We start from the raw sequence: 24,546 nt of genomic DNA, 5'->3' as shown, positions 1-24,546 counted from the left end.
TCGACATTGAAGCGGTACGACACATCACGCAGAATACTCTGTGATGTAGAGTAATCTGTCAACACACGCGCAAGTGGGTGGTGCGATCATGCTTGACAAGGTGATGCTGCGATCAGCCGTCACATTGCCGTGTAGATCGTCTGCTTGCACGAGATGATCGCACCGATGAAGCAGCGGTCATGACGTCAGCGAGCGAAGATCGATGCGCAAAGCTGCCGGATGATCTTCAGAGCTTTGCAGGTGGAGTGGTCTCGCAGCGCGTGGAGAATGTCGACGGCACACTCTGGGCAATGGTAAAAGATCAGCACTGGTTTTTTGCGGCGATCGACACGATCGCGTGCGATCCGTAACCAAAATTTAAGCTGCGAAAATCAGTCTGTTGCTTCGCTGGCTAGCAAGCCGCGAGTCAGATATGCATGAGCGCGCCGGGTCATTACGACCGTCGGCACAACGGAAGGGGCATCGCATGGCTAAGCAGTCATCCAAAGCGCCGGCGTCCAAAGCACCGGCAAAGAAAGCACCCGCAAAAGCAGCGACGGCGAAGGTCGCAGCTGCAGTGAAGAAAGCAGCACCCGCTGCCAAGCCGAAGGCCGCGGCGGCCAAGGCAAAGGCAGCGCCGGCCAAGAAGCCGGTCGCAAAAGCTGCGGCAAAACCGGCAGTGAAGAAGGCAGCACCTGCCAAGGCAGCGGCGAAGCCGGCTGCGAAGGCAGCACCGGCCAAGAAGCCTGCTGCAAAGGCCGTGGCCAAACCTGCTGTGAAGAAAGCAGCACCGGCCAAGAAACCGGCTGCGAAGGCAGCGCCTGCCAAGAAGCCGGTTGCGAAGGCTGCACCGGCAAAGAAGGCAGCGGCGGCGAAGTCTTCGGCACCTGTGAAGAAAGCGGCGCCTGCGGCCAAGCCGAAGGCGGCACCCGCCAAGGCCGGCAAGAAGTAGTCGCGTTCTCCCTCGTCGGGGGGAGTGCCGAGACAGTCAAGGGCGGGTGCCCGACAGGGCGCCCCGCTCGTTGTTTCGGGACTTGGAAGGCGAGAACAGAGGCGGACGGAGGATATCTTTTCGCAGCTCCCAGGACTTCGCCACAAGGCGGAGTCCGGTGGGGCTCTTTTTGTGTCGGCGTGGGGCTTTTCAGCGCTGGTTGTTGACCACCTGATCCGAGTGCTGTTTGCGCCGTAGATTTCGGATTTGCCGAACGTCGCTCGCTGGCGGCTGGGTTTTCCGCTTCTGGCCATTGCTCGATCGCGCCCGATCGGTCAACACTGCCCGCCAGCAAACAGGAAACCGATCCATGCCGAAGCTGCTCTACGCGTCGACTTCTCCGTACAGTTCCAAGGTGCGAATGGCAGCAGCCTATGCCGGCATCGCCGTCGATCTGGTGCCGATCAAGACCGAGGAGAAGCCAGCCGACTTGATGATCGCCAACCCGCTCGGCAAGATCCCGGTTCTGGTGCTTGAGGACGGACGCTCCATCCACGACAGTCGCGCCATCACCCAGCACCTCAACCGTTTGTCGAAGAACGCGCTGTTTCCGCGCAATCCCGACAAGCGGCTCGAGGCGGAAGTGCTGGAGGCATTGGCGGACGGCATTTGCGACTGTGCGCTGTCGATGGTCTATGAACGGCGCACGCGGCCCGAGGAGATGGTCTATCAGCCCTGGCTCGACCGGCAATGGGCGAAGATCACGGCAGCGCTCGACCTGCTCAACGCCAACCCGCCGAAGCTGCCGAAGAAAATCACTGCCGGCCAAATGGCGCTGCGCGCCTGCCTTGGTTATCTCTCGCTGCGCTTTGCCGGAAAATGGGAAAAGGGTCGCGCCCGGCTGACGCGCTGGGCAGCGCGCTTCGACGAGAAGTTTCCAGAACTGAAGCCCTGCATTCCGGGTTGATCGGCCCGATCAACCCAGGTGATTGACTCAATCAACCCGGTTGATCGACGCGATCACGCGGGATCACACAGACACAAAAAAAGCCGGGCGCGAGGCCCGGCTCTTTTGTGTCGTGGCTTTGAACGACTTAGAACTTCATGCCGACGCCGAAGGTGACGCGGTTGTCGGTGGCCTTGACCTTGCCAATGCCATCGAAGCTCTTGCTGCCGAAGTCGGTGTAACGATACTCGACACGGCCGAAGACATTGTCGGTCAGCTTGATGTCGGTGCCGAGGCCAGCGGTCCAGCCGAGCATGGTTGCGGTATCGCTGGCGCCAAGAACGCTGTCCTCCACCTTCAGGCTCCTGCCGGCGAGACCGCCGGTGCCGTAGAGCAGGATTTCCGGGGTCACGGCGTAGCCGAGACGGGCACGCAGCGAGCCTTCGAAGCCGCCCTTGGAGTCGATGCCGTTGTCGTCGCCCTTGACGCCGTTGTAGCCGAGTTCGGCTTCAGCGCCGTAGACGAAGTTCTCCTGCTGCCACTGGTAGCCGCCGAAGACGCTGCCGACGAAACCCTTGGTATCGGTCTCAACGCCGAAGTCCTTTTCCTTGGTACGGCCGCTGAAGCCATAGCCGACGTTCAGACCGGCATAGGGACCAGCCCACGAAGCGACCGGGAGTTCAGCGATCGGCGCGGGTGCCGGCGGCTCTTCCTGGACAACGTCCGCGGCATAAGCGGTTCCGCTGAGGGCGAAGAGCCCGAGCGCCACGGCCAGCGGCCGAGCGAATTTGAGATTGGCTTGCATTGTTCTTTACTCCTTAAGCCACAGGACACAGGCTTGTTTCTCACGATCGCCATCTACCCGTCCGGGGGGTGAAACGGATCTGGCGTTCGTCGGTTCCAAATGTCGTGTCAAAATGCGGCTGAAGCGAACCTGAACTTGGGTCATTCCCCGGCGCGAATGAGGCAGAACCTTGACGTTGCATCTTCGCAACAGCGAAATGGCAGGAGCCATCCCGCGCTGCGCTGCACACCGCTTGGTGCAAGGAGTCCAGCGCCCTATATTCCGGTCCGGCACTCCCGAGTCCAGGACGGCTCGGGACGCCAACCGGCGGTTTCGCCACAATGCTGCCCAAGGTGCAAACGCCATTTAACGCATGCCGGGCCATATTTCGCCGGCACCGTGTTTTCGGGCCGAAATTGAGGATTGACACCTATGAGCAAAGCCACTGCCACGGTGCTGGTGACGGGCGGGGCGAAACGGATCGGCAGGGCAATCGTCGAGGATCTCGCCGCCCACGGTTTTGCTGTCGCCATCCATTGCAACCGCTCGCGTATCGAGGCCGATGCGTTGGCTGCCGCAATCAGTGCCGGCGGTGGCCGCGCCGCCGTGGTCGCCGCCGACCTGACCGATATGGACGCCGCCAGCGACCTAGTCGGCCAGGCGCAAGCGGCGCTCGGACCGATCTCGCTGCTGGTCAACAATGCGTCGCTGTTCGTGGATGATTCGGTTCTTGATTTCGACTGGCGGGCCTGGGATCGGCACTTTGCCGTGCATGTGAAGGCGCCGGCGCTGCTGGCGCGGAACTTCGCCCGGGCGTTGCCGGTGGGGCAGGAGGGTCTGATCGTCAACATGATCGATCAGCGCGTCTGGCGGCCGACGCCGCGCTATTTCTCCTATGCGCTGTCCAAGTCGACGCTGTGGTCGGCGACGCAGATGATGGCGCAATCGCTCGGCCCCCGCATCCGCGTCAATGCCATCGGTCCGGGGCCGACCTTGAAGAACACACGCCAGGACGACAGCGATTTCGCCGCCCAAGTCGAGGGTCTGATTCTCAAGCGCGGCCCGGAATTGCCGGAATTCGGCGCCACAATCCGCTATCTCTGGAAAGCGCGCTCGGTCACCGGCCAGATGATCGCGCTTGATGGCGGCCAGCACCTTGCGTGGCAGACGCCCGATGTGACAGGCATGACGGAATGAGTCCTTTGGATCACAAAAACAAGCCGCGCGGCGGCGCCGACGATCTGCCTCCCGATATCGACCTCGAGGACGAGGCGGTCGAGGAGATCGTCGAACCTGCCGGTCCCGATGTCGCCTTCACCGCCATCGACTGGACGCCGCATGCCGGCGACGCCGAAGGCATGGTCGGCGCCGAGGTGATCCAGACGCTGGTCAAGCGACTGCCCAACGCGCCCGGCGTCTACCGCATGATGAACGCCGCCGGCGATGTGCTCTATGTAGGCAAGGCGCGCAGCCTGAAGAAGCGCGTCACCAACTATGCGCAAGGCCGTTTCCACACCAACCGCATCGGCCGCATGGTGCGCGAGACGTCGACGATGGAGTTCGTCGTCACCCGCACAGAGATCGAAGCGCTGCTTCTCGAAGCCAACCTCATCAAGCGCTTGCGGCCGCGATTCAATGTGCTGATGCGCGACGACAAGTCGTTTCCCTATATCCTCTTGACCGGTGACCATGTCTCGCCCGGCATCTACAAGCATCGCGGCGCGCGCTCGCGCAAAGGCGATTATTTCGGCCCCTTCGCCTCGGCCGGCGCCGTCGGCCGCACCATCAACTCGCTGCAGCGCGCCTTCCTGCTCAGGAGCTGCACCAACTCTTTCTACGAGAACCGCACACGGCCGTGCCTGCTTTACCAGATCAAGCGCTGTGCCGGGCCTTGTACCGGCGAAATCTCACACACCGACTATGCCGAGCTGGTCGATGAGGCGAAGGACTTTTTGTCCGGCCGCAGCCAGAAGGTGAAGACGGAAATCTCGGCCGCCATGCAGCAGGCGTCGGAAGCTCTCGATTTCGAGCGCGCCGCCATCTATCGCGACCGGCTGGCAGCTCTGTCGCATGTGCAGAGCCACCAGGGCATCAACCCGGCGACCGTCGACGAGGCCGATGTTTTCGCCATCCATCAGGAAGGCGGCCAGGTCTGCATCCAGGTGTTCTTCTTCCGCACTGGCCAGAACTGGGGCAACCGGGCCTATTTCCCCAAGGCCGATCCGGCGCTGGAGGCGGCGGTGGTGCTGGGTTCTTTCCTGGCGCAATTCTATGACGACAAGCCGACGCCGCGCGCGATCCTTCTTTCGCATGGCGTCGAGGACCAGGAATTGCTGGCCGAAGCGCTCTCCACCCGTGCCGGCCGCAAGGTGGCGATCTCGGTGCCGCAGCGCGGCGAAAAGAAAGACCTGACCGACAACGCCCTGCAGAATGCCCGCGAAGCGCTCGGCCGCCGACTGGCTGAAACATCGACGCAAGGACGCCTGCTGGCGGGTTTCGCCGAAACCTTTGGTCTCGCCAAGCCGCCGGTGCGCATCGAAGTTTACGACAATTCGCACATCATGGGCACCAATGCGGTCGGTGCCATGGTGGTCGCCGGGCCGGAAGGTTTCGTGAAGAACCAGTATCGGAAATTCAACATCCGCTCGACCGAGATCACGCCCGGCGACGATTTCGGTATGATGCGCGAGGTGATGGAGCGGCGGTTTTCGCGGCTGCTCAAGGAGCATGGCAATGTTGTCGCGGCCGGCGATGCGGCGGCAGGCGAGGCGGCCGATGACATCGAAGACGATATCTCCGGCACTTTCCCGGCTTGGCCCGACGTCATCCTGATCGACGGTGGCCAAGGCCAGATGACGGCGGTGCGCAAGATCCTCTCGGATCTGGGCATCGAGGATCGGGTGGTGGCCATTGGCATCGCCAAGGGCCAGGACCGCGATGCCGGCCGCGAGCGCTTCTTCGTCAAAGGGCGGGATTCGTTTTCGCTGCCGGTGCGCGATCCGGTGCTCTATTTCGTCCAGCGCCTGCGCGACGAGGTCCACCGTTTCGCCATCGGTTCGCACCGTGCGCGCCGCAAGAAGGAGATGGTCAAGAGCCCGCTCGACGAGATCAGCGGCATCGGTCCCGGCCGCAAACGCGCGCTCCTCATGCATTTCGGCACCGCCAAGGCGGTCAGCCGTGCCGCAATAGAGGATTTGAGGAAAGTCGACGGCATTTCCGAACAGATCGCCAAACTGGTCTACAATCATTTCCACGAGAGTTGATGGATTCGGCTATTTTCGGCTGGCCAATCGATTCTGGCCTGTTGACCCCCCACATTCGTATCTGATTTGAGTAGGCAGGCAGAAAGAGTCCCCCGGATATGGCCCAGCGCGCGTTCAACCTGCCCAACATGCTCACTTACGCCCGCATCATCGCGGTGCCGCTGGTGGTGCTGTGCTTTTTTCTCGAAGGGCATCTGAAGTCGAGCGACTTCGCCCGCTGGTCGGCGCTGATCATTTTCCTGCTCGCCTCGATCACCGATTATCTGGACGGTTATTTGGCGCGTGCCTGGCAGCAGACCTCCAACATCGGCAAGATGCTCGACCCGATCGCCGACAAGCTGCTGGTCGCCACCTGCCTGCTGCTGCTGGCCGCCGACACCGATCGCCATGCGGGCATTGCTGGCTGGTCGCTGTGGGCGGCGATCATCATCCTGTGCCGCGAAATTCTGGTCTCGGGCCTGCGCGAGTATCTGGCGGCGCTGAAAGTCTCGGTGCCGGTGACGCAACTGGCAAAATGGAAGACCGCCATCCAGATGGTTGCCATCGCCTTCTTGCTGGCCGGGCCGGCCGGCGACAAGATCTTCCCGCTGACCACGCAGACCGGGCTGGTGCTGCTGTGGATCGCGGCGTTGGTTACGCTCTATACCGGCTACGACTATTTCCGCGCCGGCCTCAAGCACATCATGGACGAGTGAGATGACGACCCGGCTCATCTATTTTGCCTGGGTGCGCGAACGCATCGGCATGCCGGAGGAAGACGTCGACTTGCCGGCAGGCATCGAGACGGTCGCCGATCTCCTGCGCTGGCTGAAATCGCGCGGCGAGGGCTATGAGCATGCGCTGCAATATCCCGACGTGATCCGCGTCGCCATCAACCAGGAGCATGTCGAGCACGGCGAGAAGATCGCGGGTGCCCGCGAGATCGCGCTGTTCCCGCCGATGACCGGAGGCTGACATGACCGGCGAGGTCGTACCTGTCGTGCGCATTCAGGCGCAGGATTTTGATGTCGCCGCCGAGATCGCCAGACTGACGCAAGGCCGCGCCGATATCGGCGCGGTGGTGACTTTCTCCGGCCTTTGCCGCGACGAGCAGGGCACACTCTCCGCGCTTGAACTCGAGCACTATCCCGGCATGGCCGAAGCAGAAATCGCCCGCATCGCTGCTGAAGCGATCGAGCGTTGGCCGCTGCAAGGCCTCACCGCCATCCACCGCCACGGCAAGATCGCGCCCGGCGAGAACATCGTGCTGGTGGTGGCCGCCTCGGCGCATCGCCAGGCTGCTTTCGAGGCGGCGAATTTTCTCATGGATTATCTCAAATCGCGCGCGCCCTTCTGGAAGAAGGAGCATCGCGTTGACGGCTCCGAGGGCGGCTGGGTCGAGGCCAAGGAAGCCGACGCCAGGGCCGCGCAACGCTGGAAACCGTCCGAATAAATCCTGCCGCAGCCATGCATTGACCGCAATCCTTTGGCCAATTGACGGGATTGGTCAGCCTGGGCATTGGCAGCCCTGGGCATTGACAGCCCGGGGTGAGGGAGATGGTCATGCTGGACAAGATCGCGGAGTTCTTCGTCTTCGGTTTCGTGCCTTTGGTCGTCGGCATATTGGCCGTGCCGGAACCGTCCCTAGCCGCCGAAAATTCCGTGAGAGGCGAGGTGATTTATCGCGAGCGCATTGCCTTGCCGCCCAGTGCCGTCCTCTCCGTCCAGCTAGCCGACGTGTCGCTGGCCGATGCGCCGGCCACCATCATCGGCGAGCAGAAAGTGACGCCAGCCGGCCAGGTGCCGATCAGCTTCGAGATCAAATTCGATCCCTCCGTCATCCGCTCGCAGATGACCTACGCGCTGCAGGCCCGTATTACCGTCGACGACAACCTTCTGTTCATCTCCGATACGCGCCATCAGGTCGATCCGCTGACCGATGTGCCGCAGACCATAGTGCTGAAGATGGTCACTCCGAGCGCCGAGCCGACGGTTTCCGTCTTTGATCAGCTCTGGCTGGTCGACTTTGTCGACGGCATCGGCGCCGTCACCGCGCCGCAAGCGACGTTCAAGGTCAGCGAGGCCGGCAAGGCAGGTGGCAACGGCCCCTGCAACAGCTATTTCGCCACCGCCAAGGTCGAGGGCCAGGCGATCGCGATCGGCGACATCGGTTCGACCTACAAGGCCTGCGCGCCTGAGGTGATGGCCGAGGAAAAGGCACTGTTCGATGCCTTGGCCAAGGCGGCGTCATTCCGTGTCGATGCCGGCAAGCTCGTCATATCAGACAAGGATGGCCGCGAGATCCTGCGCTTCAGCGCAGCAAGTTAGCGCGTATTTCGATCGCCGAACTTTTCGGGAATAATCCGGCCAAGGGAAGCGTTTCTCTCAGACATGGCGGGTAAGGCAAAAGGGATATTTTCGAATATCCTTCGTTGAAGCCGCCAGACCTGCTGCGGCTCGTTCTGGCCTTAACTCAAAGGAGTCCAGAGATGAAAACGCACGCGCTTATCCTTGCTGCCGCAGGCGCATCGCTCCTTGCTTTCACCGGCCTTGCGAAAGCGGACGACCATCTGTTCAATGCCCTGCAGCATGGTCTCAGCGACGATGGCCACCCGTTCCAGACCAACAAGGCCGGCCACAGCGGCGACCTCGCGCCTGGGCAGGGCAGTCCGTTTACCGGTGAGGATACACAGACACCGGCCACCGATACGGCGGCGGCCAATGACCATGCGAACGTAAAAGATCGCCAGCCGAAGTGACCAGAACCCGTCGCGGGCGGCGGGCGCGTCTCAAGCCTTGGTCAGTTCGAATACAGCGCCGTAGTGATAAGGCGGCACCTCGACCAGTTCGGCAAACCTGAGGCCACCCGCCTCGGCGGCCGCTATCGTCTGCTCCGGAGACAACCTCAATTCGGTCTTCGGTCCGCGCGGCTCGCCCAGCACAGTGGTTTTGTCCCGCGGATACTGGTGCCAGTTGACGATGGCGAAACGGCCGGCCGGGCCAAGCGTCGCGCGCACCGCACGGGCGAGGCGCGGCCGGTCCGGAACGCCGTGAAAGGCGTTGGCCATGAAGATGAAGTCGACGGGTCGAGGCACGAGCCCTGCAAGCTCGTAGGCGTCGCCCGCGACAAAGTCGCAATTCGTCGCGCCGCATTCGACCAACCGGTGTCGGGCGATTTCGAGCAGGTTGGCATCGATATCGATGGCTACGACATGGCGGGCAACTTTGGCGATCGGCAGCGTGAACCAGCCGTCGCCGCAGCACAGATCGATCACCTCCATGCCTGGCTTGATCCCCGTTGCCGAAAGCACCGCGGCGGGCTCAGGCCACAGCGCTTCCCACCAGCCGCTGTCCGGCATCTCTGTGCCTTGGAAGAAGCCCGGAATGGCACTGGTCATGCTGAGGTCCGCTCCATTGTCGGATACATCAGTTCAATGTCTCACCCTAATACAGGCAGTTCGCAAGGGAACCCGACAGTTCGGCCATGAAAAAAGGCCGGCGAAACACCGGCCTTTCTACGGGATCCAGGGGTTTGGATTATCGGCTCAGCCGACGATCTCGGTATCCGAGAACCAGTACTTGATCTCTTCCGCCGCGGTCTCCGGCGCATCGGAGCCATGCACCGAGTTTTCGCCGATCGACAGCGCATGCACCTTGCGGATGGTGCCTTCGGCGGCGTTGGCCGGGTTGGTGGCGCCCATCACTTCGCGGTTGCGCGCAATAGCGTTCTCGCCTTCCAGCACCTGCACGACGGTCGGTGCCGACGACATGAATTCAACCAGTTCGCCGAAGAACGGACGGTCCTTGTGGACGGCATAGAAGCCTTCCGCCTCACGGCGGCTCATCCACACCCTGCGCGAGGCGATGACGCGCAGGCCGGCCTCTTCCAACATCTTGGTGATGGCACCGGTGAGGTTGCGCCGGGTTGCGTCCGGCTTGATCATGGAAAATGTGCGTTCGAGCGCCATGGGTCGTCCTTGTCTGAGAAATGGAATTGAGGGTGGCGGGCTCTATACAAGCCGCCCGGCCCATTGCCAAGGGGCGCCGATCAGACGGCTGCACAGCAACGCTTTGCTTGCTATAGTCACCGTGTCGGCGCCGCGCTGAAGTCGGCCCGCATGGAGACAACATGACCATGGCAGACGATCGTCAGGAACGCATTCGCAACCGCGCTCATCAGATCTGGCTGCAAGAGGGACAGCCGGCTGGACACCACGAGCGCCATTGGCATCAGGCGGCGGCAGACGTCGACAAGGAGGATGCCGCGGGCAAGTCCGCAGCCAAGAAGCCAGCTGGCGCCGGCAAGGCAAAAGCGGCCCCCAAGGCGGCAAAGCCTGCCGCTAAGGCCAGCAAGCCAAAGAAGGCGGCGACCAAGTAAGGCCTGGCTATCGCCTCGGCTGACCTTTTTTGCAGCACATTGGCGGCTCGTGTTGCCTTGCGGCAGGGGCAGGCGTTGCGGCGTCACGCTGCCGCGGCCACCTTTCGTCCCAGCCCGCCATGCAGGTCGAGGCAGCGGGCGAACCACTGCGCCACCACGTCGCCGTCGTCGAGCAGTTGGTAAGGCGAGGCTATGCGTGCCCATTGCAGCGCGCCGAAGACGATATAGTCGGCAAACAGCGGCGACGTGCCGCCGATGAATGGCTGATAGAAGAGCGTCGAGCGCAATGGTTCCAGCGAGGCCCTGAAGGTGCCGAGCCCAGCCTCCCGGGCGGCCATCACGTCTTCCAGCCGCTTGCCGAGACGCTGCTCCCGGCTCCGACGGAAATAGGCGGCGTTTTCCGCGTCCTGCATGGTGTGGAGGTCCATGATCGCCGCGCTGGTCACATAGGGGTGAATGGTCAGTTGCGACCAGCGTTCGACGAAGCGCGCCGTCGCCTTGCCACCTTCACCGCCAAACAGCGTCGGCCGGTCCGGATAGGCTTCGTCGAGATAGAGCGCGATGGCGAAGGAATCCGCGACGACCGTCTCGCCATCGCGGATCACCGGAACGGTTTTCGAAACGCCGCCTTCGACAGCAGGCACCTCGAGAAAGCGCGTTGGCGCGGTCGATGTGTCGAGCCCCTTGTGGGCAAGCGCCATCGCCACCTTCCAGCAATGCGGGCTGAATGGACGTGTGGCGTCACGTCCGACGAGGTCATAGAGCAGAATGGTCATTGGCGGCGGCGTTCCTGCGGGTTAGGTAGGCCTCGCATCGACGCGAGCCGAGGGAAAGCCATGAGACAGCATTTCATGATGTTTGCGGCCTATAATCAATGGGCCAATGGCCGCATCTACGATGCCGCCGCCGAGCTCGACGAAGAGGAATTCAACCGCGATGTCGGCGCTTTCTTCGGCTCGATGATGGGCACGCTCAACCACCTTTTGACAGCCGACCGCATCTGGATGAAGCGCTTCACTGGCGAGGGCGATGCGCCGACGACACTGGACGCTATCCTGCATCGGGGGTTGGCCGGCCTGCGGATGGCGCGTGAAGCCGAGGACAGGAGGATCATCGATTGGGTCGGCGGCCTCAGCGACAGGGCGTTGACGGGCCGCTTCACCTACATGACCGTGTCGGACATGCGCACCGTCTCGCAAAGGCTGGCGCCGGCGCTGGACCATGTCTTCAACCACCAAACCCACCATCGCGGTCAGGCGCATACGATCCTGACCATCCTGGGACGGCCAAGCCTGGGGTTGGACCTGATGCTTTTCCAGCGGACCGAGGAGGGCAGGGCTTTCGCCTGATCCGGTGGCGTTTTGCGTAGTCAGTCCGAAGGTTGAAGAGCTTGCGCCGACTATCGCTGCATTTTGTGCTGCAGCATGATCTTTACGTCCGGCCACTCGGAATCGATGATGCTGAACCGGACGGAATTGCGCTTCCGACCGTCCGGCATGATCCGCTCGTTGCGAACGATCCCTTCCTGCTTGGCCCCAATTCGCAGGATGGCTGCCCTTGACGCGTCGTTCAGTTCGTCTGTGGTGAATTGCACACGGACACATCCCATGACCTCGAATGCATGGGCCAGGAGAAGATACTTCGCCTCGGTATTGACCCCGGACCGCTGAACCGAACTGCTGAGCCAGCTATGCCCGATCTCCAGCTTTCTATTCGCGCGATCGATCTTCCAAAACCGCGTACTTCCGCAGATCACTCCCGTACTGCGCATGACGATTGCATAAGGCATGACAGTGCCAGCCCGTCGTCCAGCCAAGGCATTGGCGACATATCCATCGATCGTGTCTGGCCCAGGGACCACGGTAGCCTTCAGGTTCCACAGCGCACCATCCGCTGCTGCGCTGAGAAGCCCCGACGAATGGTCCTGCTGAAGCGGCGTGAGCTCAACAAGCGTACCGACCAAGGCAAGCTGTATGGATAGGACGTCCATTAACCGATAGCTCTCAACTCGCGTGTTGCCGGTTCGAATCTCATCGGCGAACAACCAGATGCTTGCCCGAAATTCAGACAGCCATCGAAACCTCGCCGCGGATCTCGCTGTCGAGCTCGTTCTGCGTCGTAGCCGCTTCCGTCATGACCCACTGTTTGAACAGATGCACCTTGCGGGCGGAAAGGCTCTTTTGCGGGGAAACAAAATACCAACCAGCCGTGTTCGGATGGTGGACGGCGAAGGGAGCCACCAGCCTTTCGGCGCGGATGTCGCTGGCCATATAGGCACGGTTGGCCACCGCAAACCCCATCCCGGAATTGGCTGCCTCGTAGGACATCATACACGAGTCGAAATAGATGCTCTTGGTCTCGCTGAGCTCGAAGCTGGCGCCGGCGAAACCGAGCCAGGATTGCCAGTTCTGGGTGCAGGTATCGGAATGCAGCAGCGTGAAGTGCTTGAGGTCGTCCGGTGTCACCCTCGACGGCGGCTTGTCGCCGAGAACTTCACGGAACAGCTTGCGGCTGCACACCGGTGTCAGGTCTTCCCGAAACAGCAGGTCGGACTGCAGCCCGTGAAAGTGGCCGTCGCCATAGCGGATTTCTAGATCGAATTCGGAAGTCGTGAACTCGTGGGTCGCATAGGACGTCGAGACCCGCATCACGATATCGGGATATTGCCGCTGGAACAGCGGCAGGCGCGGAAACAGCCAGCGTGCCGCGAAGGTCGGCAGCACCGATATTTTTAGCACATGCTCCTGCGATTCCCCGGTCGCTTCCATGCTGGCGGCGACGATTCTCTCCAGCGCCTCGCGAACGCGCGAAACATAGGTCTCGCCCTCCGGCGTCAAAGACACCGCATTGCCGCCGCGCTGGAAGATCTTGAAACGAAGCTGGTCCTCCAAGCTTTTGACGCGCTGGCTGACCGCTGAAGCGGTGATAAACTGTTCTTCGCCGGCGCGCGTGAAATTCCCGTGCCGCGCAGCACTCTCGACGATTTTCAGCGAATTGAGGTTGACCTGACTGAGCAGACGCACGGTTTCGACCTTAAGCTGGGCTTACACTAGCACCAGCATTCCTAATTTTACAGGGGTGGGTGAATTAATCGACTGTTTACCAAGTGTTGCCCCCATCCTGGAGAAGTAGAATGAACGCCCATACCATTCCCGAACTGCGTTACGCGATGAGTCGTGAAGCCATTATCGGCCATGAAACCGCCTGGAAAGTGTCGAGTTTCGGTGTCGCGCAATATCTGCACGGCTATGACCCGGCGCTGCTAGCCGCGATCGAGGAGGCTGCTCTGAAGCTCAAGGCCAGCCACGCCGTGCACAAGCACCTCGATCTGACCTTCATCACCGGGGCCGACCGTTTCATCCCCGAGATCAAGGAATTGCTGCACGACAAGCTGCGCCTGGAGCGGCTGTCCGACATGATGGGCACAAAGCTGGAGCCCTATCCGCTGTCGATCGTCGGCTCGACAGTCACCTTCATGAACCCGAAGGACGGGGCGGTGGAATGGCATTGCGACGGCGTTCCGGTCACCGAACTCATTCCGCTGTCGATCAGCAATCCGCTGGTTGGCGGCCATCTCGAAATCTACTGCGACGACTCCGAAACCGGCCGCGCCATCCTCGAATCCGGCGGCGAGATTCCGCGCAACCAAGTCATGCGCATCGATCACAAGATGAACTACGCGACGCTCGGGCAGTTCCTGGGCGTCTTGCATCGTACCGCGCCGATCCGGTTCGGCGAGCGCGTCACACTGGTGCTCAACCAGCGTTCGGTCGCCAAACCCTATGTCGACGATAACCGCATGTTCTATCTCGCCGCCGACAACGATCATGACCGTGAGTGGGTGAATGAACTGGCCGAAGATGTCTGGACCAACCAGCTGCCGGCCTATCGGCGCTTCGAGGCTGAGCATCCCGTGCCTACTCCCGTCGACGCGCCCGTTCCGGGCGGGGCAAGGGAATCATGGTGATGAACCTTGATCCCGAAAAGTGGCAACCGGTTTTCGGACAGGATCATGGTCGAACAGCGAAATAGAGCCCCGCGCCGATTGTTTCGACATGGATCAGGCTCGATATCCGCGCTGGTCTTCGCTGCCGGCGCGGTGGCGTTGTGGTCGACAAATGCGCTGGTCGGCAAGTCCCTGCTGGCCAGCCACCCGGTGTCGCAGGTGCAGTTCCTGCAATTTACAGGCGCTGCACTCGTCTTTGCCGCCATCCGGCTGACGAGCCGCGAAAGAGTAGCACCGGTCACGGCCGGGGCTGCGCTCATCCCTCTTGCGGTCGGCTTCATCGGCCTCGTCGGCACCATGGTGCTGCAATACATCGCCTTCGCTTCGATGCCGGTGATCGAGGCCAATCTTGTGGCCTACACCTGGCCGTTGATGGTCGCTGCTGCGGTCATCGCCTTGGAAAATCCGCCACGCCCGGCACTGCTGGGCCTTGCCGCGGTGGTGGGTTTCATCGGCGTTGCGCTGGTGATTTCGGGAGGGCGCAACCAATCTTGGCTCCAGGGCGATCTCGTTGGCTATCTCGCGGCATTCGGGTCGGCGCTGTGTATGGCTTTCTATTCGATCATGGTGGGACGGGTCGTCACCTCGCCGGATCGCCTGTTGCTGCCCTCGGCGCTGGTCGGTGTCGTCTTGACGTTTCTGTGGTGCGTTCGCGATGGCGGTGCCTGGCCCGTCGGCTCGGACCTGGCTCTCGGCCTCTATCTCGGCGCCGGCCCGATGGGCTTGGGCTACTATTTCTGGTCACGCGCCCTGAAACTCGAAGGCAGCGGCAAGATCGCGGTCGTCGCCTATCTCACGCCGATCACTTCGACCCTGCTTTTGACCCTGTCCGGCGAGCGGCTGACGATGACGGCCATTGCCGGAGCTGTCCTCGTCATCGGCAGTTGCGTCGCGGTCGGTGTGGAACGTTCGGAGGCCGAAAACCATGTTTGACGAAAATGAACGCCTTGCTATTCAGGAAGCGCACTGGCTAATCAAGGAATTTGGCGCCGAGGCGCCGCTTTACGCCGCGATGAAGGCCGAAAAGGCGATAGAACAGAAGGATTTCGGGCGTTGCGCCCGCTGGAAGCGTATTCTGGAGATATTGGCCGATAGCCCTGCCACGAAGTCTGCTAGTTCCAAGTATTAGATTTTCTAATTTGCATAGCGCCGATTTCGCATGAAAGCTATTTTTGCCGATTCTTAATTCCTTTATGAGACTTGGCGGTCCGTCGGGGGACGCGGTTAAAGAGATACATCGACACAAGTCTTCGCTGGGGTGGAGGATTTTGTCGCAAATAAGGTGAAAGAATTGTCAAATATCGATGATAAGACGGTTATCGAGCTGACGGCCGATATTGTCTCGGCCTATGTAGGCAACAATCCGCTTCCCGCTTCCGGTTTGCCCGAGTTGATTGCCAGCGTCAGCGCTTCGGTTCGCAAAATCGCTGGCGCGGCTGTCACGGAAACCCCAAACCTGGTTCCGGCCGTCAATCCGAAGAAGTCGGTGTTTCCCGACTACATCATCTGCCTTGACGACGGGAAGAAGTTCAAGTCGCTCAAGCGGCACCTGCGGACCGACTATGGCCTGAGCCCGGACGACTACCGGGCCAAGTGGGGCTTGCCGCCGGACTACCCGATGGTTGCGCCAAATTACTCGGCGACACGGTCGGCGCTGGCAAAGTCGACAGGACTTGGCCGCAAGCCGGCAGCGGTGCCGGCCACCGTGGCCAAGGCGACGAAGCGCAAGGCGACTGCCTGAGGGTAGGCAAGCCGCTGATCGGCTGCTTGACGACGCCCTCGCGGGCGTCGTTTCGAGGCCTTGTGCGGCCAACTGGCCCGCAAGGCCTTGCGAAGCGTTGATGTCCAGTGCAAAAGCGCGGCCATGCTGATCATCAACGACCTATCGCTCCGCATGGCCGGACGCTTGCTTCTCGACCATGCCTCGCTGACCTTGCCGGCCGGCACCAAGGCTGGCCTTGTCGGCCGCAACGGCACCGGCAAGACGACGCTGTTCAAGGCCATCACCGGCGATTTTCCCTCGGAGACAGGCTCGATCAGCCTGCCGAAGAGCACCCGTATCGGTCAGGTGGCGCAGGAAGCGCCAGGCACCGAGGATCCGCTGATCGAGATCGTGCTCAAGGCCGATCTCGAACGCACGGCACTCCTTGAAGAGGAAAAGACCGCCACCGATCCGCATCGTATCGCCGACATCCATATGCGATTGGCCGATATCGACGCGCACTCAGCCGAGTCCCGCGCCGCCACCATTCTTGCCGGCCTCGGCTTCGATGACGCCGCGCGGCGGCGCCCGGCCTCGTCCTTCTCCGGCGGCTGGCGCATGCGCGTGGCGCTTGCCGCGGTGCTGTTTGCCGAGCCCGATCTTCTGCTGCTCGACGAGCCGACCAACTATCTCGACCTCGAAGGCACGCTATGGCTGGAAAACTACGTGTCGAAATACCCGCACACAGTGCTGTTGATCTCGCACGATCGCGACCTGCTCAACCGCGCCGTCAACTCGATCGTCCATCTCGACCAGAAGAAGCTGACCTTCTGGCGTGGCGGTTACGACCAGTTCGAGCGTCAATATACAGAGCAGAAGGAATTGCAGGAGAAGGGCCGCGTCAAGCAGGAGGCCGCCCGCAAGCACATGGAATCCTTCGTCGAGCGCTTCCGCGCCAAAGCCTCCAAGGCCAGGCAGGCACAGTCGCGGATCAAGGCGCTGGAGAAGATGAAGCCGATCGCGGCCATCGTGAACGATTCGGTGCGGCCATTTTCTTTCCCCGAACCGGTCAAGACGGTGGCCTCACCGATCGTGGCGTTGAACAACGTCAATGTCGGCTACACCGAAGGGCAGCCGATCCTCAAGAAGATGACGCTGCGCATCGACGCCGACGACCGCATCGCGCTGCTCGGCGCCAACGGCAACGGCAAGTCGACCTTCGCCAAATTGCTGTCCGGCCGGCTGAAGCAAGAGAACGGCACCATGACGGTAGCGCCCGGGCTGAAGGTGGCGATCTTCGCCCAGCATCAGCTCGACGATCTCCGGCCGGACGAAAACGCCTATGAGCATGTCCGCCGGTTGATGCCGGAGGCGCCGGAATCGAAGGTGCGCGGCCGCGTCGCCCAGTTTGGTCTCACGACCGAGAAGATGAACACCGCCGCCAAGGATCTGTCGGGCGGCGAGAAGGCGCGGTTGTTGATGGGCCTGTCGGCCTTCGAGGGGCCGAACCTGTTCATCCTCGACGAACCGACCAACCATCTCGACATCGACAGCCGCGAATCGCTGATCCATGCGTTGAATGAATTTCCCGGCGCCGTCATCCTGATCTCGCACGACCGCCATCTACTCGAAGCGACCGCCGACCGGCTGTGGCTGGTCAAGGATGGGGCAGTCAACCCGTATGATGGCGATCTGGAAGACTACAAGACACTGGTCACCGGCGTCTCCGGCGACCGCCGCGGCAAGCGCGAGGCCGACAAGGCGTCAAAGGCCGACCGCCGCCGCGATGCGGCCGCGCGCCGCGCGGCCTTCGAGCCGCTGGCCAAGGAGATCCGCGCCACCGAAGCGCTGATGGACCGCATCCGCAAGCGCATTGACGGCATCGAGGACGAACTGTCCAATCCGGCGGTCTACGAGAAAGATCCCTCGACAGCGACACGGCTGGCCAAGGAGCGCTCGCAACTGGCCCAGACACTGGCCGGCCACGAGGAGAAATGGCTGACGATGTCGGCGGAGTACGAGGAAGGCACGGCGGAGTGATTACCCTCCCCCTTGTGGGGAGGGTCGATCCGCGAAGCGGAGCGGGGTGGGGGTCTGCGCCGCACCCCACCCCGGCGCTACGCGCCGACCCTCCCATCAAGGGGAGGGTAAGATCTGGCCCTACACGCTGCATTCGAAACCCGCTAACCTCATCCCATGAACCAGCACGCCAAGCTCCGCATCGGCCATTCGGCCTGTCCGCATGATTGTCCTTCGACCTGTGCACTCGAAGTCGAACTGCTCGACGGCAATCGCATCGGCCGCGTCCATGGCGCCAAGTCCAACAGCTATACGGCCGGTGTCGTCTGCGCCAAGGTCGCGCGTTATGCCGACCGCGTCCACCATCCCGACCGTTTGCTGAAGCCGCTGATCCGCGCCGGTGCCAAGGGCAACGGCGCCTGGAAGGAAGCGAGCTGGGAGGTCGCGCTCGATCTCGTCGCCGAAAAGTTCATTGCGGCTGAAGTGAAATACGGCTCGGAGACGGTCTGGCCCTACTATTATGCCGGCACGATGGGGCTGGTGCAGCGCGACGGCATCGACCGGCTGCGCCACGCGAAAAGATATTCCGGCTTCTTTGGTTCGATCTGCACCAATCTTGCCTGGACCGGCTGGATGATGGGAGCCGGCGCGCTGCGCGGGCCGGACCCGCGCGAGATGGCGAAATCCGATTGCGTGGTGATCTGGGGCACCAATGCGGTGGTCACGCAGGTCAATGTGATGACCCACGCCATCAGGGCACGCAAGGAGCGTGGTGCGAAAATCGTCGTCATCGACGTCTACGAGAACGCGACGATGAAGCAGGCCGATCTCGGCTTGGTGCTGAAGCCCGGCACCGATGGCGCTCTGGCCTGCGCGGTCATGCATGTGCTGTTCAGGGAAGGCATGGCCGACCGCGCCTATCTCTCGAAATACACTGACGACCCGAAGGGGCTAGAGGCGCATCTCAAGACGCGCACGCCGGACTGGGCGGCTGATATCACCGGCTTGACGGTCGCCGAGATCGAGGCCTTTGCCCGTCTCGTCGGCACGACGAAGAAGACTTATTTCCGCCTCGGCTATGGCTTCGCACGCCAGCGCAATGGCGCCGTCAACATGCATGCCGCCTCTTGCATCGCCGCGGTTACCGGCAGCTGGCAATATGAGGGCGGCGGCGCCTTCCATTCCAATTCCGGCATCTTCAAGCTCAATCAGGATGTGCTGGAAGGCACCAAGATGCGCGATCCCTCGATCCGCCATCTCGACCATTCGCGCATCGGCCCGGTGCTGACCGGAGCCAGCGATGCGCTTTACGGCGGCCCGCCGGTGACGGCGATGCTGATCCAGAACACCAACCCGGTGAATGTGGCGCCGGAGCAGCGGCTGGTGACGCAGGGGTTTATGCGCGACGACCTGTTCTCCTGCGTGCATGAGCAGTTCATGACCGACACGGCCAAGCTTGCCGATGTCGTGCTGCCGGCGACGATGTTCCTGGAACATGACGACGTCTACAAGGGCGGCGGCAACCAGCACATCACGCTCGGCCCCAAATTGATCGAGCCGCCGGAAGGGCCGCGCACCAACCATTTCGTCATCGAGGAACTGGCTGAGCGCCTCGGCGTCGCCGATCGTCCCGGCTTCGGCCTGACCGAGCAGCAGCATATCGACATCATCCTTGGCAAGCGCGGGCTGGGCAGCTTCGACAGCTTGAAGGAAGACAAGTGGGTTGACCTGCAGCCGGATTTCGACACCGCGCATTTCATCAAGGGATTTGGCCATGCGGATGGAAAATTCCGTTTCCGCGCCGACTGGACCGGGCAGGCGGCGCCCAACAGGCCGCCCAAAAGCATGGGCCTGTTCGGCCCGGTGGCGCTTCTGCCGGAATTTCCAGACCATGTCGACCTGATCGAGGTCGCCGACGAGGCGCATCCGTTCCGGCTGACGACCTCGCCGGCACGAAACTTTCTCAATTCGACCTTTTCCGAGACACCGGTGTCGAAGGCCAGGGAAGGCCGGCCGGAACTCTTGCTGCACCCCGATGATGCCGCAGCACTTGGGCTGGCCGACGGCGACCGCGTCGAGGTCGGCAACCAGCGCGGCGAAGTCGTGCTGCATGCAAAGCTCTTCGGCGGCATCAAGCGTGGCGTCGTCATCGCCGAAGGCATCTGGCCAAACAGCGCCCATGAGCGCGGCGAGGGCATCAACGTGCTGACCGGCGCTGATGCGCCGGCGCCCTATGGCGGCGCTGCCTTCCACGACAACAAGGTCTGGCTGCGCGCGGCAGGCTGAGATTGGCGAGAACTCAATCTCGCCAAATCATACCGGCAGGGTTTCAGCCGCTTTCTTTCGATTTCGCCGGAGACCGATGTCGTCGGCGATCTGCTTTGCCTCGATCGAGATTTCGCGCAACAATCCGGTGACCGGATTGTGAAAGCCGATGAGATAAAGGCCGAGCTCTGAAGCCCTTGCATTGACGCCGCTGCGGCCTGGCTGGACGCCGGGCTCCAGCAATCTTGCATGGCCCGGCCGGAAGCCTGTGGCGAAGATGATCGCGTCGAACTCGCCATGCCTGCCGTCGGCAAAACGGGCGCCTTGTTCGGTGATCTCGGCAATGTCGGGTACGACCTTGATCGCCCCTTCGCGGATTTTGCGCACCGTGCCGATATCGATCGTCGGAATGCGCGACGCCTCGGAGATCTGCTGCAGCATTCCTTGCCTTGGCCGCCTGAGCCCGTATTTCTCCAGCCTGCCCAACGCCAGATCGAGGATGACCGGGAACAAGGCATCGTTGATGCGTTGCGGCATCAGGCGCGCCGCCATGCCGATCATCTGGATGGGCACGCCGAGTAACTCGCGCGGGACGATATGGACGCCGCCGCGCACCGAGATCGTCGGCCGCGCGCCGCCTTCCACCAGATCGAGTGCGATCTCGGCGCCGGTGTTGCCCATGCCGACGATCAGTACCGGCCGGCCGGCGAAAGGCATGGCGTTGCGATAGTCGGCGCTATGCAGCTTTTGGCCCTTGAAGGTATCGGCGCCGGCAAATCCGGGCATCAGCGGCTCCGCGTTGTTGCCAGACGCAATCACAACGTTTGAAGCATGCAAGGGACCAGTCGTCGTATCCACGAACCAGCTTCTGCCCCGCCGGGTGATCGCGCGCACCGTTTCTCCAAATCGGGGCCGCAGATCGAAGCGCTGCGCGTAGGCATCGAGATATGCGGCGAAGAGATCGCGCGGCACATAACGCGGATATTCCTTGGGAAAGGGCACGAAGGGCAGCGAGGAGTAGCGCTTGGCCGTGTGCAGATGGACGCGCTCATAGTGGCGTCGCCAGGCGGGTGCGGCTTGCTGCTCTTTTTCCAGGAGGACGAAATCCTGCCCGCTCTGCCGCAGGCACGCGGCAATGGCCAGGCCGGCAGGCCCGGCACCGATGATCGCAACTGGGGTGGTGTCGTCCAAGCGCGCCTCCGCAGCAGAATTCACAGCCCGAGAATGTCAAAAACATGGTGGGCAAGTAAAGGGCCTGCCGCCGCGCGGCAAATGCTTAGACAGGTAAAGGCACCGTCAACCCGACCTTGACCCGGTCCATGGCAACGAAAGTGCGGAATTTGCGGACATTGTTGCTGTCGAAGAACAGTTTTCGCGTTAGCGCCTCATAGGCGCCCATGTCGGCCACTGTGATCACCAGGATGAAGTCGGCCTCGCCGGTGACGTAGTAGCATTGCTGGACCTCAGGGGTCGCCGAGAACTGCCGCTTGGCCGCGTCGATCAGTTCGGCACGTTCGCTCTCGAGTTCCACCTCGACGAAGATGGTGATGGGCTGGCCGACCGCCGCCGGCTCGATGACCGCGACATTGCCGGCAATGACGCCGGTCTGTTCCATGCGCTTGATACGGCGCTGCACCGCCGGCGCCGACAGGTTGACCGCCTCGCCGATCAGCCGTTGCGGCGTCGTGTTGTCGCGCTGCCGGATGGCAAGGATGGCGAGGTCGAAACTGTCGAGCGAGGGCGGCAATACAGGCAATGGAATATCCCGGACGAAACAAACTTGCATTTGGGAAGCCATATTACAGCGCTCTTTGCGACAGTCCTGCAATATGTTCTCGCTGAACACCAACGAGGCCGCCAATGTTCCTGCTCAACCGCAACGCATCGCACCGCCGGCCGCTCGATCCGATCGATGCCGAAACCCTTGGCGTGACTGGAGCCGACACGGTCGAACATTTTCTTTCCCATCGCGACAATCACCGGATGACGCCGCTGCATGCGCTGCCGGCGCTCGCCGCCGAGCTCGGACTGGGCGCCATCCATATCAAGGACGAGGGCTTTCGCCTTGGCCTCGGCAGCTTCAAGGCGCTTGGCGGCGCCTATGCGGTCTTCCGCCTTGTGCTTGAGAAGGCTGGAAACCGGCTTGGTCGGCTCGTCGATGTGGCCGATCTCGATCGGCCTGATGTGCGGGCCGTCGCCGCGGCGATGACATTTGCCTGTGCTACCGACGGCAATCATGGCCGTTCGGTCGCGCAAGGCGCGCAACTCGTCGGTGCCAAGGCGGCGATCTTCGTCCATGCCGGCGTCAGCGAGGAGCGTATCGCGGCGATCGCCCGCTATGGCGCCGAGATGATCCGTCTCGACGGCAATTATGACGATTCGGTCAGGCAAGCCGCCCAGGTTTCGGCCGAGAAAGGCTGGACCGTGGTCTCCGACACCTCGTGGCCCGGCTACGAGCGCATTCCCGGCCTGGTCATGCAGGGCTATACGGCGATCGTGCGCGAAGCCTTGCGTCAGCTCCCTCGGGTGCCAACGCATGTCTTCGTGCAGGCCGGTGTCGGCGGCATTGCCGCTGCGGTGGCCGGCCATCTCGCCATCGTGCTCGGTGATGCCAGGCCGACCGTCATCGTGGTCGAGCCGGCGCGTGCTGCTTGTGTTTTTGCCGCCGCCCAGGCCGGGCACCCGGTCAAGGTCGCGCACGGCCAGCCGACGGTGATGGCCATGCTTGAATGCTACGAGGCCTCTCCGGTCGCCTGGCGGGTGCTGGAGCGTGCCGCTGATGCCTTCATGACAGTGGACGAGGCCGACGCCATCGCGGTGATGCGGCGGCTGGCGCGGCCGGCGGCCGGCGACCCGGTGATCGTCGCCGGCGAAAGCGGCGGCGTCGGCCTTGCCGGGCTGATCAGGGCAATGGCCGACAACAAGGCCGACCTTGGGCTCGACCAAAAATCGCGGGTGCTGGTGATCAACACCGAAGGCGCCACCGACCCGCATCGCTATGCCGAGCTGGTTGGCATGAGCCCGGCCAATGTGCTGGAAGGCAAGATAACAGCCGAGGCAACGTCATGATCGCCATCGATGCACAGCGGCTGCTTGGCCGTATCCGCGAACTCGGTGCCGTCGGTCGTGACGGTGAGGGCAGGCTGATCCGGCTGGCCGCCTCCGACACCGATAGGCAGGGCCGCGACCTCTTCGTCGGCTGGCTGCGGCAGGCCGAGCTCGATGTCGCCATCGACCGGGTCGGCAACATTTTCGGCATCTGGCAAAGCCCGGAAAATATGGAGCGGGCGCCGCTGCTCATCGGCTCGCACATCGACACTGTCATCGATGCCGGCATCTATGACGGCTGCTATGGCGTGCTTGCCGGGCTGGAGGTGATCGAGACGCTCAAGGCATCAGGCTTTTCGCCGTCGCGCCCGGTCGCGGTCGCCGCTTTCACCAATGAAGAGGGCGTGCGCTACACCCCCGACATGATGGGCTCGCTGGTCCATGCCGGCGGCATCGATGCCGAAACGGTGCTGGCGGCTGTCGGCACCGATGGCAGCGTGCTTGGGCAGGAGCTCGCCCGCATCGGCTATGCCGGCGACCGGGAGCCCGGCTTCCTCAAGCCGCATGCCTATCTCGAACTGCATATCGAGCAAGGGCCGGTGCTGGAGCGTGAGGGCGTCCCGATCGGCGCGGTGGAGAATCTGCAGGGCATCTCCTGGCAACGCATCACCATCGAAGGCGTTGCCAACCACGCCGGCACCACGCCGATGTTGATGCGCCACGATGCCGGCCACGCCGCCGCCCGGATCATCACCTTCCTGCTTGACCGGATCAAAGCCTCGAACGCGCCGACCGTCGCCACCGTCGGCACGATCCGCTTCGAGCCAAATGCCATCAATGTCATTCCCTCCCGTGCGGTCTTCACCGTCGATCTGCGCGATCCCGACGAACAGCGCCTGCAGGCGGAGGAGGCGGTGCTTGCCGCCTATATCGAGCAGCTTGCCGCCGTCGAGAACGTGGCAGTTTCGGTCGAGCAACTGGCCCGCTTCGAGCCGGTGATCTTCGACCTCGGCATCGTCGAGCTGATCGAGGCCGCCGCGAAAACCCGTGGCCTCGGCGTCCGGCGCATGACGTCCGGCGCCGGCCATGATGCACAGATGCTGGCGCGCATCGCTCCGGCGGCGATGATCTTCGTGCCGAGCATCGGCGGCATCAGCCACAGTCCGCGCGAGCACACCGACGATGCCGAGCTTGTTGCCGGCGCCAACATCCTGCTTGATGTGGCCGCGCAACTTGCAAAGTAGGT

At 62.5% G+C, this 24,546-nt stretch carries 28 protein-coding genes; 20 read left to right on the top strand and 8 right to left on the bottom strand.

The genetic code is table 11. The features are described from left to right. Nucleotides 1-179 precede the first annotated feature (179 nt). The 3 genes from ACSQ3L_RS23635 (at nt 180) to ACSQ3L_RS23625 (ending at nt 1,877) form a co-directional block, all read left to right on the top strand. On the top strand, nt 180-350 hold the full coding sequence (locus ACSQ3L_RS23635) for a hypothetical protein (protein ID WP_436162097.1): 171 nt from the start codon (nt 180-182) through the stop codon (nt 348-350). A 206-nt stretch (nt 351-556) separates the two neighbouring features. Then, the gene (locus ACSQ3L_RS23630; RefSeq protein ID WP_436162096.1) at nt 557-931 is read left to right on the top strand and encodes a hypothetical protein; all 375 of its coding nucleotides are present in this window, start codon (nt 557-559) and stop codon (nt 929-931) included. A 349-nt stretch (nt 932-1,280) separates the two neighbouring features. After that, nucleotides 1,281-1,877 carry a glutathione S-transferase family protein gene (locus tag ACSQ3L_RS23625; protein ID WP_436162095.1) on the top strand — a complete coding sequence of 199 codons (597 nt, stop codon included), beginning with the start codon at nt 1,281-1,283 and terminating at the stop codon, nt 1,875-1,877. Nucleotides 1,878-2,004: 127 nt separating this feature from the next. Here ACSQ3L_RS23625 and ACSQ3L_RS23620 read toward each other — a convergent pair whose 3' ends face one another. Beyond that, the gene (locus ACSQ3L_RS23620) at nt 2,005-2,661 is read right to left on the bottom strand and encodes an outer membrane protein (RefSeq protein ID WP_436162094.1); all 657 of its coding nucleotides are present in this window, start codon (nt 2,659-2,661) and stop codon (nt 2,005-2,007) included. Nucleotides 2,662-3,072: 411 nt separating this feature from the next. Here ACSQ3L_RS23620 and ACSQ3L_RS23615 point away from each other — a divergent pair, with 411 nt between their 5' ends. From ACSQ3L_RS23615 to ACSQ3L_RS23585, 7 genes are all read left to right on the top strand, one after another. Further along, complete coding sequence (locus tag ACSQ3L_RS23615; RefSeq protein WP_436162093.1) at nt 3,073-3,837, top strand: SDR family oxidoreductase; 765 nt, start codon at nt 3,073-3,075, stop codon at nt 3,835-3,837. After that, nucleotides 3,834-5,903, top strand: a complete 2,070-nt coding sequence (gene uvrC, locus ACSQ3L_RS23610) for an excinuclease ABC subunit UvrC (protein WP_436162092.1) — start codon at nt 3,834-3,836, stop codon at nt 5,901-5,903. Before ACSQ3L_RS23615 ends, uvrC begins: the two co-directional genes overlap by 4 nt. Before the next feature lie 98 nt (nt 5,904-6,001). Further along, nucleotides 6,002-6,598, top strand: coding sequence for a CDP-diacylglycerol--glycerol-3-phosphate 3-phosphatidyltransferase (gene pgsA, locus ACSQ3L_RS23605; RefSeq protein ID WP_097573323.1), 597 nt, complete (start codon nt 6,002-6,004; stop codon nt 6,596-6,598). Between the two features lies 1 nt (nt 6,599). Further along, nucleotides 6,600-6,857, top strand: coding sequence for a molybdopterin converting factor subunit 1 (moaD, locus tag ACSQ3L_RS23600; RefSeq protein WP_183453784.1), 258 nt, complete (start codon nt 6,600-6,602; stop codon nt 6,855-6,857). Nucleotide 6,858: 1 nt separating this feature from the next. Further along, nucleotides 6,859-7,335, top strand: a complete 477-nt coding sequence (locus tag ACSQ3L_RS23595) for a molybdenum cofactor biosynthesis protein MoaE (protein ID WP_436162091.1) — start codon at nt 6,859-6,861, stop codon at nt 7,333-7,335. Nucleotides 7,336-7,445: 110 nt separating this feature from the next. Beyond that, nucleotides 7,446-8,210, top strand: a complete 765-nt coding sequence (locus tag ACSQ3L_RS23590; protein ID WP_436162090.1) for a YbaY family lipoprotein — start codon at nt 7,446-7,448, stop codon at nt 8,208-8,210. Between the two features lie 161 nt (nt 8,211-8,371). Continuing rightward, nucleotides 8,372-8,641: a hypothetical protein gene (locus tag ACSQ3L_RS23585; RefSeq protein WP_436162089.1), complete on the top strand. Its 270-nt coding sequence runs from the start codon at nt 8,372-8,374 to the stop codon at nt 8,639-8,641. 30 nt (nt 8,642-8,671) lie between these two features. Here ACSQ3L_RS23585 and ACSQ3L_RS23580 read toward each other — a convergent pair whose 3' ends face one another. Beyond that, on the bottom strand, nt 8,672-9,280 hold the full coding sequence (locus ACSQ3L_RS23580; protein WP_436162088.1) for a class I SAM-dependent methyltransferase: 609 nt from the start codon (nt 9,278-9,280) through the stop codon (nt 8,672-8,674). Nucleotides 9,281-9,427: 147 nt separating this feature from the next. Beyond that, the gene (gene ndk / locus ACSQ3L_RS23575) at nt 9,428-9,850 is read right to left on the bottom strand and encodes a nucleoside-diphosphate kinase (protein ID WP_023761556.1); all 423 of its coding nucleotides are present in this window, start codon (nt 9,848-9,850) and stop codon (nt 9,428-9,430) included. A gap of 161 nt (nt 9,851-10,011) precedes the next feature. Between ndk and ACSQ3L_RS23570 the strand changes: the two genes are divergently transcribed. Continuing rightward, nucleotides 10,012-10,260 carry a DUF2934 domain-containing protein gene (locus ACSQ3L_RS23570; RefSeq protein ID WP_436162087.1) on the top strand — a complete coding sequence of 83 codons (249 nt, stop codon included), beginning with the start codon at nt 10,012-10,014 and terminating at the stop codon, nt 10,258-10,260. Between the two features lie 83 nt (nt 10,261-10,343). Here the strand turns inward: ACSQ3L_RS23570 and ACSQ3L_RS23565 are convergent, their stop codons facing one another. After that, nucleotides 10,344-11,036 (bottom strand): glutathione S-transferase family protein, encoded by a 693-nt coding sequence (locus ACSQ3L_RS23565; protein WP_436162086.1) that lies wholly within the window; start codon nt 11,034-11,036, stop codon nt 10,344-10,346. Nucleotides 11,037-11,096: 60 nt separating this feature from the next. Between ACSQ3L_RS23565 and ACSQ3L_RS23560 the strand changes: the two genes are divergently transcribed. Then, nucleotides 11,097-11,609: a DinB family protein gene (locus ACSQ3L_RS23560; protein ID WP_436162085.1), complete on the top strand. Its 513-nt coding sequence runs from the start codon at nt 11,097-11,099 to the stop codon at nt 11,607-11,609. Nucleotides 11,610-11,659: 50 nt separating this feature from the next. On the opposite strand, the gene ACSQ3L_RS23555 is transcribed toward ACSQ3L_RS23560, so the two are convergent. Together ACSQ3L_RS23555 and ACSQ3L_RS23550 are read right to left on the bottom strand one after the other, a co-directional pair. After that, entirely contained in the window at nt 11,660-12,304 is a 645-nt protein-coding gene (locus tag ACSQ3L_RS23555; protein WP_436162084.1) for a GNAT family N-acetyltransferase, read from the bottom strand. Nucleotides 12,305-12,323: 19 nt separating this feature from the next. Further along, the gene (locus ACSQ3L_RS23550) at nt 12,324-13,283 is read right to left on the bottom strand and encodes a LysR substrate-binding domain-containing protein (protein ID WP_436162083.1); all 960 of its coding nucleotides are present in this window, start codon (nt 13,281-13,283) and stop codon (nt 12,324-12,326) included. A 110-nt stretch (nt 13,284-13,393) separates the two neighbouring features. On the opposite strand from ACSQ3L_RS23550, the gene ACSQ3L_RS23545 reads away from it, so the two are divergent. The 6 genes from ACSQ3L_RS23545 to ACSQ3L_RS23520 all read left to right on the top strand — a co-directional run bounded on the left by ACSQ3L_RS23545 (nt 13,394) and on the right by ACSQ3L_RS23520 (nt 20,273). Further along, nucleotides 13,394-14,227 (top strand): hypothetical protein, encoded by an 834-nt coding sequence (locus tag ACSQ3L_RS23545; protein ID WP_436162082.1) that lies wholly within the window; start codon nt 13,394-13,396, stop codon nt 14,225-14,227. Nucleotides 14,228-14,272: 45 nt separating this feature from the next. Beyond that, entirely contained in the window at nt 14,273-15,199 is a 927-nt protein-coding gene (locus tag ACSQ3L_RS23540; RefSeq protein ID WP_436162081.1) for a DMT family transporter, read from the top strand. Further along, nucleotides 15,192-15,395, top strand: coding sequence for a hypothetical protein (locus ACSQ3L_RS23535; protein ID WP_292642507.1), 204 nt, complete (start codon nt 15,192-15,194; stop codon nt 15,393-15,395). The genes ACSQ3L_RS23540 and ACSQ3L_RS23535 overlap by 8 nt, the downstream gene beginning before the upstream one ends. A 162-nt stretch (nt 15,396-15,557) precedes the next feature. Beyond that, nucleotides 15,558-16,007: a MucR family transcriptional regulator gene (locus tag ACSQ3L_RS23530; RefSeq protein WP_436163512.1), complete on the top strand. Its 450-nt coding sequence runs from the start codon at nt 15,558-15,560 to the stop codon at nt 16,005-16,007. A 123-nt stretch (nt 16,008-16,130) separates the two neighbouring features. Continuing rightward, nucleotides 16,131-18,008: an ABC-F family ATP-binding cassette domain-containing protein gene (locus tag ACSQ3L_RS23525; protein ID WP_436162080.1), complete on the top strand. Its 1,878-nt coding sequence runs from the start codon at nt 16,131-16,133 to the stop codon at nt 18,006-18,008. A 156-nt stretch (nt 18,009-18,164) separates the two neighbouring features. Further along, nucleotides 18,165-20,273, top strand: coding sequence for a molybdopterin-containing oxidoreductase family protein (locus ACSQ3L_RS23520; RefSeq protein WP_436162079.1), 2,109 nt, complete (start codon nt 18,165-18,167; stop codon nt 20,271-20,273). A 27-nt stretch (nt 20,274-20,300) separates the two neighbouring features. Here the strand turns inward: ACSQ3L_RS23520 and ACSQ3L_RS23515 are convergent, their stop codons facing one another. Together ACSQ3L_RS23515 and ACSQ3L_RS23510 are read right to left on the bottom strand one after the other, a co-directional pair. Continuing rightward, entirely contained in the window at nt 20,301-21,443 is a 1,143-nt protein-coding gene (locus tag ACSQ3L_RS23515) for a flavin-containing monooxygenase (protein WP_436162078.1), read from the bottom strand. Between the two features lie 85 nt (nt 21,444-21,528). Further along, nucleotides 21,529-22,038, bottom strand: a complete 510-nt coding sequence (locus tag ACSQ3L_RS23510) for an Lrp/AsnC family transcriptional regulator (protein ID WP_436162077.1) — start codon at nt 22,036-22,038, stop codon at nt 21,529-21,531. A 74-nt stretch (nt 22,039-22,112) separates the two neighbouring features. Here ACSQ3L_RS23510 and ACSQ3L_RS23505 point away from each other — a divergent pair, with 74 nt between their 5' ends. Continuing rightward, nucleotides 22,113-23,321, top strand: coding sequence for a diaminopropionate ammonia-lyase (locus tag ACSQ3L_RS23505; protein ID WP_436162076.1), 1,209 nt, complete (start codon nt 22,113-22,115; stop codon nt 23,319-23,321). Beyond that, nucleotides 23,318-24,544 carry a Zn-dependent hydrolase gene (locus ACSQ3L_RS23500; RefSeq protein WP_436162075.1) on the top strand — a complete coding sequence of 409 codons (1,227 nt, stop codon included), beginning with the start codon at nt 23,318-23,320 and terminating at the stop codon, nt 24,542-24,544. Before ACSQ3L_RS23505 ends, ACSQ3L_RS23500 begins: the two co-directional genes overlap by 4 nt. Nucleotides 24,545-24,546 lie beyond the last annotated feature (2 nt).

Source organism: Mesorhizobium sp. LjRoot246, from assembly GCF_964254115.1.
Classification (GTDB): Bacteria; Pseudomonadota; Alphaproteobacteria; order Rhizobiales; family Rhizobiaceae; genus Mesorhizobium.
Note: the sequence above shows the minus strand (reverse complement) of the source record. Positions and strands in the feature narration are given on the sequence as shown.

Coding starts and splice junctions, on each gene's coding strand:
- ACSQ3L_RS23635 (WP_436162097.1), top strand. CDS start 180: ATGACGTCAGCGAGCGAAGATCGATGCGCAAAGCTGCCGGATGATCTT.
- ACSQ3L_RS23625 (WP_436162095.1), top strand. CDS start 1,281: ATGCCGAAGCTGCTCTACGCGTCGACTTCTCCGTACAGTTCCAAGGTG.
- ACSQ3L_RS23620 (WP_436162094.1), bottom strand. CDS start 2,661: ATGCAAGCCAATCTCAAATTCGCTCGGCCGCTGGCCGTGGCGCTCGGG.
- ACSQ3L_RS23615 (WP_436162093.1), top strand. CDS start 3,073: ATGAGCAAAGCCACTGCCACGGTGCTGGTGACGGGCGGGGCGAAACGG.
- uvrC (WP_436162092.1), top strand. CDS start 3,834: ATGAGTCCTTTGGATCACAAAAACAAGCCGCGCGGCGGCGCCGACGAT.
- pgsA (WP_097573323.1), top strand. CDS start 6,002: ATGGCCCAGCGCGCGTTCAACCTGCCCAACATGCTCACTTACGCCCGC.
- moaD (WP_183453784.1), top strand. CDS start 6,600: ATGACGACCCGGCTCATCTATTTTGCCTGGGTGCGCGAACGCATCGGC.
- ACSQ3L_RS23595 (WP_436162091.1), top strand. CDS start 6,859: ATGACCGGCGAGGTCGTACCTGTCGTGCGCATTCAGGCGCAGGATTTT.
- ACSQ3L_RS23590 (WP_436162090.1), top strand. CDS start 7,446: ATGCTGGACAAGATCGCGGAGTTCTTCGTCTTCGGTTTCGTGCCTTTG.
- ACSQ3L_RS23585 (WP_436162089.1), top strand. CDS start 8,372: ATGAAAACGCACGCGCTTATCCTTGCTGCCGCAGGCGCATCGCTCCTT.
- ACSQ3L_RS23580 (WP_436162088.1), bottom strand. CDS start 9,280: ATGACCAGTGCCATTCCGGGCTTCTTCCAAGGCACAGAGATGCCGGAC.
- ndk (WP_023761556.1), bottom strand. CDS start 9,850: ATGGCGCTCGAACGCACATTTTCCATGATCAAGCCGGACGCAACCCGG.
- ACSQ3L_RS23570 (WP_436162087.1), top strand. CDS start 10,012: ATGACCATGGCAGACGATCGTCAGGAACGCATTCGCAACCGCGCTCAT.
- ACSQ3L_RS23565 (WP_436162086.1), bottom strand. CDS start 11,036: ATGACCATTCTGCTCTATGACCTCGTCGGACGTGACGCCACACGTCCA.
- ACSQ3L_RS23560 (WP_436162085.1), top strand. CDS start 11,097: ATGAGACAGCATTTCATGATGTTTGCGGCCTATAATCAATGGGCCAAT.
- ACSQ3L_RS23545 (WP_436162082.1), top strand. CDS start 13,394: ATGAACGCCCATACCATTCCCGAACTGCGTTACGCGATGAGTCGTGAA.
- ACSQ3L_RS23540 (WP_436162081.1), top strand. CDS start 14,273: ATGGTCGAACAGCGAAATAGAGCCCCGCGCCGATTGTTTCGACATGGA.
- ACSQ3L_RS23535 (WP_292642507.1), top strand. CDS start 15,192: ATGTTTGACGAAAATGAACGCCTTGCTATTCAGGAAGCGCACTGGCTA.
- ACSQ3L_RS23525 (WP_436162080.1), top strand. CDS start 16,131: ATGCTGATCATCAACGACCTATCGCTCCGCATGGCCGGACGCTTGCTT.
- ACSQ3L_RS23520 (WP_436162079.1), top strand. CDS start 18,165: ATGAACCAGCACGCCAAGCTCCGCATCGGCCATTCGGCCTGTCCGCAT.
- ACSQ3L_RS23510 (WP_436162077.1), bottom strand. CDS start 22,038: ATGCAAGTTTGTTTCGTCCGGGATATTCCATTGCCTGTATTGCCGCCC.
- ACSQ3L_RS23505 (WP_436162076.1), top strand. CDS start 22,113: ATGTTCCTGCTCAACCGCAACGCATCGCACCGCCGGCCGCTCGATCCG.
- ACSQ3L_RS23500 (WP_436162075.1), top strand. CDS start 23,318: ATGATCGCCATCGATGCACAGCGGCTGCTTGGCCGTATCCGCGAACTC.